The sequence below is a fragment of the Paraliomyxa miuraensis genome, assembly GCF_026337845.1.
Taxonomy (GTDB): Bacteria; Myxococcota_A; Polyangia; order Nannocystales; family Nannocystaceae; genus Paraliomyxa; species Paraliomyxa miuraensis.
In genome coordinates this window covers 143,682-157,431 of the sequence record NZ_JAOVZF010000148.1, presented here as the reverse complement: position 1 = coordinate 157,431, position 13,750 = coordinate 143,682, and the positions used below count along the sequence as shown (strand labels likewise).

The window sequence follows — 13,750 nt, the reverse complement described above, 5'->3', positions numbered from 1 at the left end:
CGTCGCATCGGGCCGTCGTTCGGGCCGTGATTCACGGATGGCGATCTCTTCGCCGTTGCCCGGCGGGAGTCGGGTGGTTCTTCCAACCCCGCGACGCTACGCGCGAGATCGATCCCCGCGGCATGTCTAGCCCGAGCTCGGTGCGGAGAGGATCAGCGCAATCGCATCGGCATCGGGCAGCGTGACCACGAGATCGGGGACGCCGTCCTCGTTGAGATCCCCGGCCGCCAGCCTCGAGACCTTGGTCTGGGCATCGAACGCAACGAGCGGGCCAAAGCCTCCCACTCCGTCCCCGAGCAGCACGACCACCTCTTCGGAGTCCCGGTTGGCCACGATGATGTCGAGCGCTCCGTCCACGTCGAGGTCGACGACGAGCACGGCGTGGGGCCGGTCTCCCACCGGGATCGACCATCCCGCCGTGAACCAGCCGTTGCCGTCCGCGAAGCGCACGGTCACGTCGTCGCTGTCCGCGTTGGCGACCACGAGATCGAGCCAGCCATCCTCGTCGAGATCGCCGAGCGCCACGTCGGAGGGGCCATGGCCGGCCGAGAGCGTCATCGGCAGGCCAAACCCCGCGGCTCCGTTGCCGAGCCGCACCGTGATGTCGTCGCTGTCCCGGTTGGCGACCACGAGGTCGAGCGAGGGCCCGGCGTCGATGGGCCCGAGCGCCACCGCCTCCGGGCGCCACAGTGAGGGGTACGACGCACCGGTGGAGAACTCCGCGTTCGCGTTGCCGAGCAGGATCACCACGTCGTGGTCGTCGCGCGCCGCCACCGCGAGGTCCTGGTGCCCGTCGCCGTCGAGGTCGGCGAGGGCCAGCGCCTGGACTCGATCGCCCACGGGATACGAGATCGGCGGCGTCAGGAGCCCCGTGCCCAGCCCGCGCATCACCGTCACGTCGTCGCCGTCGCGATTGCCCGTGATCACATCGAGGTTGGCGTCGCCATCGAGGTGGGCCGTGGCCACTGCGAGCGGACCCTGCCCTGCGGCCGACACCAGCGGATTGGCGAACGAGCCCGTGCCGTCGCCCAGGAGCACCGCGACCGACGAGCCGTTGGTGATGCCGACGATGATGTCGAGGTGGTCGTCGGCGTCGAGGTCGGCCAGCGTGACGGGCTCGGGTTGATCGAGGCCCAGCGCGATCACCCCGGGTCCCACGTGGCAAGGCTCCAGGGGTCCGCCGCACACCACGGAGTCCTCGGTGGTCTCGGGCCCGGTCGAGCTCTCCGACGAGCCCACGCCGGGCCCGCTGGTCGAGCCGCCATCGAGGGTCGGCTGGCCGCTTCCGGCGTCGGAACCGGTTGCTTCCACCGGAGGGACCACCGTGCTCGAGGATGCTTCGGTGGTGCTCGTGGTGGGCCCCAGGTAGCCGGGGTTCGGCTCCAGGCAGCTCGCGACCGCGAGCGTCGCAGTGACCAGGCACGAGCGCGCCAGTCCCCCATCAGAATGCGATCGCGAGCCCACGACCAAACCTCCATCGTCTCTTGCTCAGCGGGTCTGCTCTGCGTGCACGCCGATCGACCACCAGCGCGGCCACTCCAGTGGCGAGGAGCACGCCTCCACTCACGATCAGGGCGACGCCGCCCGCGAGCGTGTCGTAGCGGTGGCTGCAGTTGCCTCGCGGATCGGGGTTGCAGCGTCGCTCGTACTCACGCTCGTCGATCGCAGCCAGGGCGATCCCCGCTCCGGCCAGGGCGGTTCCCGTGGTCAGCGCGGCCGCCCCCACGCCGAGCCAGGGCCGACCGGCGCGCGTCTTGGTCGGCTCGGCGAGCATGGTGAAGCTCAGGGCGTCATCGGTGCCAGCGACGGCGGTGATCCGACGGTGCTCACTGACGTGGCCCGGCAGCGCCACCCGTACTTCGTGCTCGCCGGCCGTCACTTCCTGCTCGAGGGGAGTGCGCCCCGACCGTCGGCCGTCGATCCAGACCACTGCCCCGCTGGGGTTCGAGCGCAGCAGCAGGCGCGGCGGCTGCCGCCGCAGCCGCTGGACCTTGGCTCCCAGCGCGGCGCTGCGGTCGCCGAGCAGGTCGTTCACCTCCTGATAGCCACAGATCTCGCAGCGCTCGGAGGCGGACGCGATCGTGCGCCCCCCGGCATCGATGACCTCGAGCCGGATCTCGTAGATCGAGTCGGTCTCGGTGATCGTGGGCCGCAGGACCCACGTGGCCCCGACCGCCTCGGCCAGCGAAATGGTGCAGCGCGTGCTGTGGCAGCCCTCGCCGTCCAGCCGCCCGTCGATCCGGTCGTTGCGCACGAGCTGCACCTCGGCTCGCTCCAGCCCTCGCGCGATGGTTCGGCGTAGCTCGGTCTGCATCGCGTCGGGCAAGGTGGCGTGGCTCTCCACGGGGAGCACGGCCACGCGTGTTCGTGCCGCTTCCGGGCTCCCGAGCCCGAGCAGCATGCCCACGCACCACGACGTCAGGATCGCCACGAGGCCAGGCTAGCAACCAGCCGAGCGAAAGCCCGACCGCAGTGGCACTTTTCCGGCACCCCGTGTTCACCGAGCGGCCCCGCGACCGGCGAGCAAACGACGTGTGCTCACGGTCTGAACGGCGATCGCGACGATCCTTGCACTCTGCACTCCTTCGCCGCTCGCAACCGGCGACACGCTTGCTAGATCGACGAGCGCCATCGTGGGGCCCATGGGATTCGGGAGCACCAAGTTCATCGAGCGAGCCGACCGAGGTCCGACCGCGGATCTCGGTGGGGCACCGCCTCCGATGACACGGACGACCAGGGGGATGAGCGGCCTGGCGGCGATCACGACGCCGACATGGATTCGCAGCGCGCTCGAGGGCACCCCGCTCGAGCGCGACCTCGTGCCCTTGCGGCCCGGAGAGCCGATCCCCGGCAGCCGCTATCGCATCGTGCGCTGGCTGGGCGAGGGGGGCATGGGCGTGGTCTACGAGGCCGAGCACGTCGACATGGGACGCCGCGCGGCCGTGAAGATCCTGCGTCCCGAGGTCTGCCATCGAGTCGCGGTGGCTCAGGCGTTTCGCGACGAGGCTCGGGCGGCCAGCCGCATCCAGTCCGAGTTCGTGGTGCAGCTCTACGACTTCAACGAGCTGCCCGATGGACGCCTGATGATCGCCATGGAGCTGCTCGAGGGGCGCTCGCTGCACGAGGCGCTGTCGGGGCCCATGGAGCCCGCGCGTGCGGTGGGAATCCTGCGGCAGGTCTGTCGAGGGCTCTGTGCCGCCCACGCCGCCGGGGTCGTGCACCGCGACATCAAGCCCGAGAACGTGCTCTTGACCACCAAGGATGGCCGAGCCGATGCGGTGAAGCTGGTCGACTTCGGCATTGCGGCGATTCACGACGGCTCGGAGTCGACTGCGATCCGAGGCGGCACGCCGCACTACCTGGCCCCCGAGGTCGCCATGGGCGGGAGCGTGGAGCCCAGCGTGGACGTCTATGCCTGGGGTTGCCTGGCCTTCGAACTGCTCACGGGCCGAGTGCCCTTCGAGGGCACCGATGTCTGTGCGGTGCTACGCGCCCACCTCTCGCAGGAGCCGCCCACGCCGTCCTCGTGCTGCCCAGATCTTCCCGTTGCCCTCGATGCGGTGGTCCTGGGCTGTCTGGCCAAGGATCCGGCCAGCCGCTTGCCCAGCATGGACGAGGTGGAGGCGGCCCTGTGCGAGGCCCAGCTCGCGTGCGGCTTGCAGACCCCGTGGGACGATCTGCCTCCGCCCATGGTCGAGCCGGAGCGGCGGGAGCGGTTGAGCGCGCTGTTGCCCAGTCCTCCGTCGCGGTCGCGACGACGGCTCGCCCCGCTCGCCCCGCTCGCCGCCGCGGTGGTGCTGCTGCTCGGTGGCCTGGCGGTCGAGCTCTTGCCCGGCCGCTCGTCCGAAGCGACCGAACTCGTGGCCTCGAGCTGGGTCGAGCAGCAAGGCCAGCGGGCTCGCGCCGCCGCCGCCAAGGCCTTCTTCGTGTACCCGCCCGTCGAAGAGCCACGACACGAGACCGCATACACAGTGGTGCGAGCGCTCGAGCTGCGCGAGGGCGAGGACCAAGAGCTCGCTCGCACCCTGGCCAGCGAGCTGCGCGACGAGCTGGCCTCCACGCTCGAGCGCCTGGGCAACGACTACTGGCACGAGGAGGGCGGACATCCGTTCGCCGTCTCCTACTACGAGCAAGCGCTGCTCTTCGATCCCGAGCGGGAGATGGCGCGTACCCGGGTCTCGGCGACCGACGAGCAGTTCGAGGCGCTCGCCCGGCGAGCCGAGTCGCTCGCCTTTTCCTACTCGGAGCTCTTGGGAGCCGAGCCCCTGGTGGTCTTGGCTGCTTCCACCACCGAGGCGCGCCGCGAGGAGCTCCAGGCGCTGCGGGGTCGGCAGGTGCGCAGAGCCAGCGCGCTGGATCAGATGCTGTCGCAGCTCGGCGGGCTGGGCCCCGCTCACGAGGACGAGAGTGGCGGTGAGGAGGACCCGCCCGGGCCCCTCGAGGGGAACGAGGTGACCGTCGCGGACGCGACCGTCGCGGATGCGACCGACGCAGACCATCAAGGGAGCCGGCCCCCTCGGGTATCCCGCGACGATCGACGCCGCGCGGTCGCGTTGGCCAAGGACGGTCGGGCGGCCCTTGCCTCGGGCTCGCTGCAACGCGCCGAGCTGCTGTTCCAGCGGGCCCTCGGTCACGATCGCCACTGCCTCGATGCACTCGTCGGCCTGCGTGAAGTCGCCTTCGAGCGCGGTGCCTACGAGCGGGCGGTGGAGCTCGGGGAGCGCGTCGTTCGGGCCAGCCCCCGTGGCGCCGGCCATCACCTGCGCCTGGGCGATGCCTATCTCAAGGTGCTGCGCCATCGCGATGCGCTCGCGCACTACGAGCGGGCGCGGGACCTGGGAGAGAGCCGCGCCGAGTGGAGGATCTCGAAGGTTCGCTCGGTGCTCGGCGATCGCTGAGGCGTCGGTGCAGGCCGTGGCGCCGAGGCACGCGCCGCTCGTTCGAATGACGTATGCTCCGTGCAGGGCCGCTGCCATGACCGATCAGCTCACGCTCGACCTGCCCGAGCCCGTGGTCGGGCCTGCGGTCGAGCCGCTTGCGCCCGGGGCGATGGTGCTGCGGGGCTTTGCGCTCTCGCATGCGGGGGCCGTCCTCGCCGATGTGGAGCGCGTGGCGGCGGCCGCCCCGTTTCGCCACCTCGTGACCCCGGGCGGCTTTCGCATGTCGGTGGCGATGACCAACTGCGGCACGCTGGGGTGGGTCTCCGACACCACCGGCTATCGCTACTCCGAGCTCGACCCCGACACCGGCCGTCGCTGGCCCGCGATGCCGGCATCGCTCCTGCGCCTGGCCTCCGCCGCGTCGGAGCGCGCGGGCTTCGGGCCCCTGCGCCCGGAGGCCTGCCTCGTCAACCGCTACGCGCCCGGGGCTCGGCTGACGCTCCACCAGGACCGGGACGAGCTCGAGCTCTCGGCGCCGATCGTCTCGGTGTCGCTGGGACTGCCCGCGGTGTTCCTGCTCGGCGGGCTCACCCGCAAGGAGCGGCCCCAGCCGGTTCCGGTGCGTCACGGCGACGTGGTGGTGTGGGGTGGGCCGTCACGCCTGCGGTTCCACGGCGTGCGCGTGCTGCCGGAGGGCCACCATCCCGCCACGGGGCGCTGCCGCATCAACCTCACGTTTCGCACCGTACTGGGGCTTCGAGCGCGGTCGTAGCGAACATCGGTTTCGCGCGGTCTGGCATAATGCCCTGGTGGGCACCGAGGGCTCCAACGACGAAGTCACCTCGGTCCTCGGGCAGACCTCGAGCGGTCCCGAGGTGGAGTCGCTCGTCGGTCGGGCCGTCGGTCGCTACTTCGTGATCGGCGAGCTCGGCCGCGGCGCGATGGGGGTGGTCGTGCGCGCCTACGACCCCAAGCTCCAGCGCGAGGTCGCGCTCAAGATCGTGCGCACCACGGCGATGAGCCAGGCCGCGAGCGCTCGCATGGTCCGCGAGGCGCAGGCGATGGCCAAGCTCAGCCATCCCCACGTGGTGGCCGTCTACGACGTCGACGACGATCCGCGCTGGGGCACGGTGGTGGCCATGGAGTACGTCGCCGGCACCACCCTCAAGGCCTGGGTGCGACAGCGACGAGACGACGTGCCCGCGATCGTGGCGGCGTTCGTGCAGGCGGGCAGGGGGCTGGTCACGGCCCACGCGGCGGGGCTGTTGCACCGCGACTTCAAGCCGGACAACGTGCTCGTGGGGGAGGACGGACGCGCGCGCGTGACCGACTTCGGCCTGGCACGGATCGACGCGGGTGGGGTCGACTCGACGATGACTGGCCGATACCCGCCGCTCTCGCTGCCGCCCGCGCTGACCGCCGTGGACACCGTGATGGGCACGCCGCGCTACATGGCGCCCGAGCAGCACGCCGCGGGCGAGCTGACGGCAGCGGCCGACCAGTTCGCGTTCTGCGTGTCGGTGTGGGAGGCGCTCACGGGGGCGCCTCCCTACGTGGCCAACGACCTCGAGTCGCTGGTGCAGAGCAAGCACGAGGGTCCGCCTGCGTGGCCCAAGCACGCCGCGGTGCCGCGGGCCGTGGTCGAGGCGCTACGCCGTGGGCTCGCGCCCGAGCCCGAGGCTCGGTTCTCGAGCATGCTCACGCTGCTCGACGCGCTCGAGGCTGCCTACGCGCGAAGGCGTCGCAATCGCATCGCCGCGGCGAGCGGGGCGGGGGTCGTGCTCGTCGCCACGCTCGCCGTGGTGGCGTGGCCCGAGCCCGCGGCGAGCCCCTGCACCGCGGCGCGCGAGCAGCTCGGCGACGCCTGGGACGACGCACGCCGTCGGGCCAGTCGCGACGCGATCCTGGGAAGCGGGCTCTCGTATGCGAAGACGACGTGGGACGGGGTGGCGCCCGATCTCGATGCCTACGCCGAGGCCTGGGTGGAGCAGCACACCGAGGCCTGCGAGGCAACTCGGGTGCGCGGCGATCAGTCGGTGGCGATGCTCGATCTGCGGATCGGCTGCCTCGAGGGAGCTCGGCGTACGCTCGCAGCCACCACCGAGCTGCTCGCACGGGCGGATCCCGAGGTGGTGGAGCGGGCGAGCGAGCTGGTCTCGGCCCTGCCATCGCTGTCGCGCTGTGCCGACGTGAAGTGGCTGGGTGCGAGCGTGGTCCCGCCGCCGGAGGCGGAGGTCGCAGAGGTCGAGGCGGTGCGGAACGAGCTGGCCCGCGCGATGAGCCTTGGCAACGCCGGCAAGTACGAGGCGGCCGAGGCTTCCCTCCCGTCGTTGCTGCAGCGGGCGGAGGCGATCGGCTACGCGCCGCTCGTGACCGAGGTGCAGGTGGCCGTGGGCATCAACCACGAGCGGCTCGGCCACTACGAGCAGTCCGAGGCCGAGCTCACACGCGCCGTCGAGGCGGCGGTACGCCTGGGCCAGTGGGACGAGGCTGCGGTCGCATCGAGCGCGCTGGCCATGGTCGCCGGGAGCTTTCGCGGTCAGCCCCAGCGCGGGCTCGACTTCGCGGTCACGGCCGTTGGCCTCGCGGCCCGGGCCTCGCAACCGCCGCTGCGCCAGGCCGAGGTGCACCGGGTGATCGGAGTGCTCCACGATGGCGCGGGCGACCCGAAGGCCGCGACGGCCGAGCTGCGCGCCGCGCTGGCGTTCCTCGACGAGGTGCCCGACGTCGACCCGCTCGACGTCGATGCCGTGCGCATGTCGCTGGCCGCGACGTTGCTCGACTCGGGCGACTTCGCGGGGGCCCAGCGGGAGCAGGAGGCCGTGGTCGCGCTTCGATCGCAGGTGCTCGGGGCCGATCACCCGCGGACCGCCAACGCTCGCCACAACCTCGCCAACATGCTCATGGCGCGGGGGGACCTGCCGGGGGCCGAGCGCGAGTACCGAGCCGCACTCGCGGTGATGCGGGCCGCGCTCGGCGAGCGCCACCCGTCGGTCGGGATGGCGCGCAGCAACCTCGCAGGCGTGCTCGACGGGCTGGGCAGGCACGACGAGGCGTTCGCGGAGTTCGAGGTGGTGGTGGAGATCTTTCGCGAGGCCTACGGGCCCGAGCATCCCAATGTGGCGGGTGCACGTCTCAATCTGGCGACGAGACTGGGGGAGCGCGGCGACAATGCGGCAGCCGCCGAGGAGCTGCGTGCGGTGATCGACAGCCTCGTACGCAGCGTGGGGACCGAGCATCCCTCCATCGAGATCGCTCGGCTCAACCTGGGCATCGAGCTGATGGCGATGGGGCGCGCCGACGAGGCGATCGACGAGACCCGGCGCGCCGTGGAGTCGCGGGTGCAGCGGCTGGGCCCCGAGCACGTCGACGTGATCGAGGCACGCGTGGCGCTGGCACGGCTGCTGACCGAAGCCGGGCGGGCCGAGCAGGCGCTGCCGCTGACCGCGGCGGCGTGGCGGTTCCATGCGACCAGCGACGATCGGCCCGCGCGGCGGGCCGGCGCGGCGCTTGCCCACGCCAAGGCGCTGCGCGCCACCGAGGCTCCCGCGGCCGAGGTCACGGCGATGGGCGAGGTTGCGATCTCGATCCATCGGGGGGCCGGCGACGAGGACGGGGCGAGGTCGGTGCGCGAGTGGCTCGACGAGGGCGCGCGAGATCAGTGACCAGGATCGCTGCCGGCGGTAGGATCGGGGATGGAGGACGCCATGCTCACCACCGCCCGCCGCTCGTTCCCCTGCCGATGGCCTTCCCGCTGCCCGGAGGGACGACGTGCCCTCGCGGCTGCCTCCGTCCTCGGAGGCTTGCTGAGCGCCCCGGCCGTGGCCATGGCCGCCGAGCCCTACTGCGAGGGCAACCCCGCCGTCATCTACTGCAACGACTTCGAGTCGGGAGCCCTCGATGGCATCGAGGCGGGCCCGGCCGCCACGGTGGTGGCGGCGGCCGATGGTGCGCCCGTTCACGGCGGCGGCTACTCGCTGCACGCCGACTTCACCCCGCCCTACAACGCTCAGGCCGAATTCGGGGTGCGCTTTGCCGGGGTCGAGCGCGTCTACCTGCGGTTCTACGTGCGCTTCGATTCCAGCTGGGACGAGCCCATGCACCACTGGTATGCGATCCACGGCGACCACCCCGCCGACGACTGGTCGTGCCACGGCGACGCGGGCTGTCGTCCCAACGGGCTCGTCTGCCTCAGCGGCACCACCGTGGACTCCCGCGAGGTCGACGACGGGCAGCTCCCCGGCGAGCCGTTCTTCTACACGTACCACCCCGACATGAGCTGCGATCAGGAGGCCACCTGCGCCAACTACAACGATCCGCAGGCGGTCTGCGACGGCTGTGCCAGCAAGGGTCTGCCCTGCGAGAGCGGTCTCGAGTGCTGCTGGGGCAACTGGTTCGATCTCAACCAAGGAGTGCCGGTCTCGATGGTCCAGGACACCTGGTACGAGATCGAGACGATGGTCGCCGCCAACACCCCCGGCATGGCCGACGGCGAGATGGCGCTGTGGATCGACGGAGTGCTCGTGGCCGAGCACTCCGGGATCGCCTGGCGCGAGACCGACGAGCTGCTGCTCAACCACGTGATCGTGTGGAACTACTACCCGCAGGTGCAGAGCAGCCGCAGCATCTGGTTCGACGAGCTGGTGATCAGCACCCAGCCGATCGGATCGGCGGGGGGCGGGGACGATGGCACCGGCAGCGGCGATGGCGGTCCAGCCGACGGCTCGAGTGGAGCGGGGGTGGAGGGCGGCGATACCTCGTCCGTGACGGCCGCCAGCGCGGGTCCGACCGGGGGCGATGGCTCCGGCAGCGGCAGCACCGGGCCCGCGGGAGGCGATGGAGGCGGAGAGTCGGGCTGTGGCTGCCGTGGCGGCTCGTCGGGGGGCACGGCGGGCCTCCTGCCGCTGTTGCTGCTCGCGAGCGGGCGACGCAGGTCGCGTCACTGCACGCAGCAGCGCGGATGACATGCCGCTGGTGTTCGGCACAGGAGTGAGTTCCTCGTGCCGACGCATGGCCCCTTCGTTCATCGAGCGAGCCCCGACCCGCGGCGCGATCGTGCAGTCCGCTCGCCGGCGCCCGCCCATGGTCGTTGACGGCGTTCGTGCGCGATCGATCGTCCGGCGGCCCGCTGACGTCTACCATCGATCCCATGGCCGACCAGACGGAGCCGGGCGCCGAGATCCTCACCGCAGACGGAGCCGAGGAGCGCGAGCAGCTGCGCGTGGCGCTGCACGAGTCCGCGGTGGCGCTCAAGCGCGATCGCGAGGCGCTCGGTCTGGTCGACGACTCCGAGGATGCGCTCGCCGCTCGCGTGGCCGCGCTCGGGTTCGATGGCGAGGCCCGCCAGATCTTCGACCTGCTGCCGCTGGTCCACGTGGCCTGGGCCGACGGCGAGGTCCAGCCGGGCGAGCGCAACGCGATCATCGGGCTGCTGCGCACGCGTGGGATCCCCCTGGGCAAGGCCTACACGACGATGCTCGCCTTGCTCGAGAAGCAGCCGTCGACGGAGTACCTGGAGGAGTCGCTCGTGCTGCTGCGCGCGCTGATCGAGCGCGGCGACGCGGCGAAGGCCAAGACGATCGTGGGGCTGTGCATCCTGGTCGCCGAGGCGGCCGGCGGCTTCCTCGGGATCTTCAGCCCGATCTCGAAGGTGGAGAAGCAGGCCATCGAGCAGATCGCCGAGCGCCTCGGTCCGGCGGCGCTCGACGAGTTCCGGCGCCGGCTGGGCTGACCGGCCGTCGAGCTGCCGTTGGTCGGCCCATGACTCAGCGCGACCCGCCGTGCTCCCGTCGCCAGCGAGCGATCGCGGCTGCTTGCTCCTCGTAGCCCTCGAGGCCGCGATAGATGGTCTCTGCCGCCTCCGCCTCCCGCAGGGCATCCTCGCGATCGCCTCCATCGTCGTGCGGCGCGTCGAGGAGCGCTCGCGCCCGTATGAACCGGGCCTCGGCCGCATATACATCGTCGGGGCTCGTGGCGTGGCGGAGCCGCACGGCGCGGGTGATCAAGGGGAGCGCGCGACCCGGTGCTCCTCGGGCGAGCTCGAGCTGCGCGAGCCCGACCAGCGTGTACGAGAGATCGGGATGATCGGGCTCCAGCGTTCGCTCGTGGATGCCCAATGCTCGCCGATAGAGCGGCTCGGCACGGTCCGGTGCTCCGGAGAAGAGCGCTGCCTCGGCGAGGTTGTCGAGTGCGGTGGCGACTCGAGGATGATCCGTGCCGAGGGCCCGCTCGAAGATGTGGAGCGCTTGCTCGTAGTACGTGATCGCGTCGGCATACGCCCCGGCCTCGAAGTGGTTCACGCCGAGGTTGTTGAGCGTGTCGCCCACGGTCGGGTGGTCGGGGCCGAGCTTGCGCCGCTGGAGCTCGAGTGCACGCAGGTAGAGCCGCCGAGCCTCGTCCCCGTCTCCGAGCTGCTCCACCGCGGCTGCGAGGTTGGCCAGGCCCTGGGCCACCTCGGGATGGTCGGGGCCGAGCACCCGCTCCCAGATCTCGATTGCACGTGCGTGGAGGGCTCGGGCCTCGTCCACGCGTCCCCGCGCGATGGCGACCACCCCGAGGTTGTTGATGCTCATCGCGACGTCGGTGTGCTCGGGCCCGTAGGCGGCCTCGAAGATCTCCCGCGCGCGCCGGTGGAGCGCCTCGGCCTGCTCGTAGTGTCCCGATGTCTCGTGCAGGATCGCCAGGTTGTTGAGCGCCCGCGCCACGCTGGGGTGGCCGGCGCCGAGGCTGGCTTCGTTGATCTCCAGCGAGCGCCGGTGCAGCGCGTCCGCCTCGTCGTACCGACCGGCGTCCCAGGCGACCAGGCCGAGGTTGGCCAGCACGGTGGCGACCATGGGGTGCGCCTGGCCGAGCCGCGCCTCGCGAATGGCCAGGGCCCGACCGAGATCCGCGGTGGCGGCCCCGTAGGCGCCACCCCGGCGCTCGACCATGCCGCGGAGGCTCAGCATCGTCGCACGCGACAGCACGGCCGACTCTCCCAGCCCGTCGAGCGCCAGCGCGCCGTGCCGGGACCACCGCATGCCGTCACCGTGTCGACCGAGCTCCCCGCCGACGAGGCCGACGAGCTGGATCGCGGCCTCGGCCTCGATGCTCGTGGCTTCGGCCGCTCGCGCGGCGAAGAACGCCGCTTCGAAGCTCACCTCGGCTTCGGAGTAGCGCTCCTGCATCGACTGGATCGTCCCCACGGCGAGCGACGCTGCGGCCACGAGCGGAGGCCACTGCAACTCCTGGGCTCGTCGTCGGGCCTCGACGGCGACGGCCAAGCCGTCCTCGTCGAGTCCGGCGCGGCCGAGCGCCAGGCCTCGCGCGATGTCTCGGTGCACCGCGAGGGCCGAGTCACGATGCACGCGTTCCGGGGCGACCAGACGCTGGAGCGCGATGGGGTCTCCGCAGGGCTCGACGTTGGCCAGGCTCATCGCGGTGGTCACCGCGTGCTCGATCGTGATGCGGTCGGCCTCGCCGAGCTCCCGCACCAGCACGTCGAGCTGGGCTCGATGCTCTTCGAGGCACCACTGCGCGCGCTCGACCCGTTCGCCCTGGGACGCCTCGTGGTCCTCGGCTCCCAGGCACACGGCGGTCTTGGTCGACCGCCATGTGTCGGCGAAGTGATCGAAGTGAGCCACCACGGTGTCGGCCGACGGCTCGGCGAAGCTCACGCCGGTGTCGACGAAGGCGCGGCGGAGCCCGGCGGCCGTGCCCGGATTCCACGAGGCTTCGATCTCTGCCCCTTGGGCGTGGCAGGCCTCGATGCGTCGACGCTCCGCCAGGCGCGAAGCGGCGAGCGCTCCGAGTCCGGCGAGCACGAGGCCCGCACCCCCCAGGGCGATCAGGCGCAGGCGCCTTCGTGCCTGGCCGCGGGCGAGGGCCTCGAGGCACCGGTCCATCGACTCGAAGCGATCTGCGGGATCGATGGCCAGACCCCGACGCAGGGCCCGGAGGAGCCACGCGGGCGCGCGGGACGAGTCGGGAGCGGTCCTGAGCTGGCCCGCGAGCACGCTGGCCGCGATCTCGGGCATCGAGGAGCCGGCGAATGGCCGTTGCCCATGGAGGGCTTCGAATAGCGACACGCAAAACGAGAATTGGTCGGAGCGCGCGTCGGCCTCCCGCTGCGACCACTGCTCGGGAGACATGTACGCCGGTGTTCCCATCAGCCGGCCGGCCTCGGTCAACGTGGCGCTCACCGGATGCGAGAGCTCGGCGGGGATCACCGGGTCGCGGGTGCTCTCCTCCTCGCGCCGAAGGGCCAGCCCGAAGTCCATGACGCGCACGCGTTGATGCTCGTCGATCATCACGTTGTCGGGCTTGAAGTCCCGGTGGACCAAGCCCTGGGCGTGGGCCGCGGCCAGCCCCCGACCCGCGGCGAGGTAGACGACGAGCGTTTCCTGCCACGAGCGCGGGCCTTGCTCCTGCCACTGCGCGAGGGTCCGTCCCTCCACGAACTCCATTGCGAGGAACACCCGCCGCTCGTGCTCACCGACGTCGTGCACGGTCACGATGTTGGGGTGGCTGAGCTGGGCCATCACTCGGGCCTCGCGCAGCAGCCGATCGCGCTTGCGTGAGGCCCGGTGCTCCCTGCCTGGCTCCGAGTGCAGCAGCTTGAGCGCGATCTTGCGGTCGAGCTGCGGATCGAAGGCCGCGAGCACGACCCCCATGCCTCCCCGGCCCAGGCGGTGCAGGACCACGTAGCGCCCGATGACGTCGCCGGGCCCCGGCTCACGGGACTCGGCTCGATCCGGGGGGGCGCGGTCGAGCCCGGGTTCGCAGAGCGTTTCGGAGGCCCCGAGCGTCGGCGTGTCGGCGGGGAGTGTCGGGCCGGACATCCACGCCGGAGGATATCGCGTCGACGGCGGGCGAGCTCGGAGCGCGGAGCC

General features: G+C 71.8%; 8 protein-coding genes. 5 read left to right on the top strand and 3 right to left on the bottom strand.

Annotated elements, in window-relative coordinates; all coding sequences use genetic code 11:
• Positions 1–126 precede the first annotated feature (126 nt).
• On the bottom strand, positions 127–1,464 hold the full coding sequence (locus OEB96_RS15245; protein WP_266216530.1) for an FG-GAP repeat domain-containing protein: 1,338 nt from the start codon (positions 1,462–1,464) through the stop codon (positions 127–129).
• Positions 1,442–2,431, bottom strand: coding sequence for a PEGA domain-containing protein (locus OEB96_RS15240; protein WP_266216529.1), 990 nt, complete (start codon positions 2,429–2,431; stop codon positions 1,442–1,444). Before OEB96_RS15240 ends, OEB96_RS15245 begins: the two co-directional genes overlap by 23 nt.
• A gap of 310 nt (positions 2,432–2,741) precedes the next feature.
• Between OEB96_RS15240 and OEB96_RS15235 the strand changes: the two genes are divergently transcribed.
• From OEB96_RS15235 to OEB96_RS15215, 5 genes are all read left to right on the top strand, one after another.
• Positions 2,742–4,898, top strand: coding sequence for a serine/threonine-protein kinase (locus OEB96_RS15235; RefSeq protein ID WP_266216527.1), 2,157 nt, complete (start codon positions 2,742–2,744; stop codon positions 4,896–4,898).
• A gap of 76 nt (positions 4,899–4,974) precedes the next feature.
• Positions 4,975–5,652: a DNA oxidative demethylase AlkB gene (alkB, locus tag OEB96_RS15230; RefSeq protein WP_266216526.1), complete on the top strand. Its 678-nt coding sequence runs from the start codon at positions 4,975–4,977 to the stop codon at positions 5,650–5,652.
• 37 nt (positions 5,653–5,689) lie between these two features.
• The gene (locus OEB96_RS15225; protein WP_266216525.1) at positions 5,690–8,545 is read left to right on the top strand and encodes a serine/threonine-protein kinase; all 2,856 of its coding nucleotides are present in this window, start codon (positions 5,690–5,692) and stop codon (positions 8,543–8,545) included.
• 42 nt (positions 8,546–8,587) lie between these two features.
• A complete protein-coding gene (locus OEB96_RS15220) occupies positions 8,588–9,844 on the top strand; it encodes a hypothetical protein (RefSeq protein WP_266216524.1) in 1,257 nt (418 codons plus the stop codon).
• 185 nt (positions 9,845–10,029) lie between these two features.
• Positions 10,030–10,611, top strand: coding sequence for a hypothetical protein (locus tag OEB96_RS15215; RefSeq protein WP_266216523.1), 582 nt, complete (start codon positions 10,030–10,032; stop codon positions 10,609–10,611).
• 34 nt (positions 10,612–10,645) lie between these two features.
• Here the strand turns inward: OEB96_RS15215 and OEB96_RS15210 are convergent, their stop codons facing one another.
• Positions 10,646–13,699 (bottom strand): serine/threonine-protein kinase, encoded by a 3,054-nt coding sequence (locus OEB96_RS15210; RefSeq protein WP_266216522.1) that lies wholly within the window; start codon positions 13,697–13,699, stop codon positions 10,646–10,648.
• Positions 13,700–13,750: the final 51 nt, after the last annotated feature.

Bases quoted from the DNA above. Each gene is read 5' to 3' on its own strand.
- OEB96_RS15235 (WP_266216527.1), top strand. From the start codon at position 2,742: ATGAGCGGCCTGGCGGCGATCACGACGCCGACATGGATTCGCAGCGCG.
- alkB (WP_266216526.1), top strand. From the start codon at position 4,975: ATGACCGATCAGCTCACGCTCGACCTGCCCGAGCCCGTGGTCGGGCCT.
- OEB96_RS15220 (WP_266216524.1), top strand. From the start codon at position 8,588: ATGCTCACCACCGCCCGCCGCTCGTTCCCCTGCCGATGGCCTTCCCGC.
- OEB96_RS15215 (WP_266216523.1), top strand. From the start codon at position 10,030: ATGGCCGACCAGACGGAGCCGGGCGCCGAGATCCTCACCGCAGACGGA.
- OEB96_RS15210 (WP_266216522.1), bottom strand. From the start codon at position 13,699: ATGTCCGGCCCGACACTCCCCGCCGACACGCCGACGCTCGGGGCCTCC.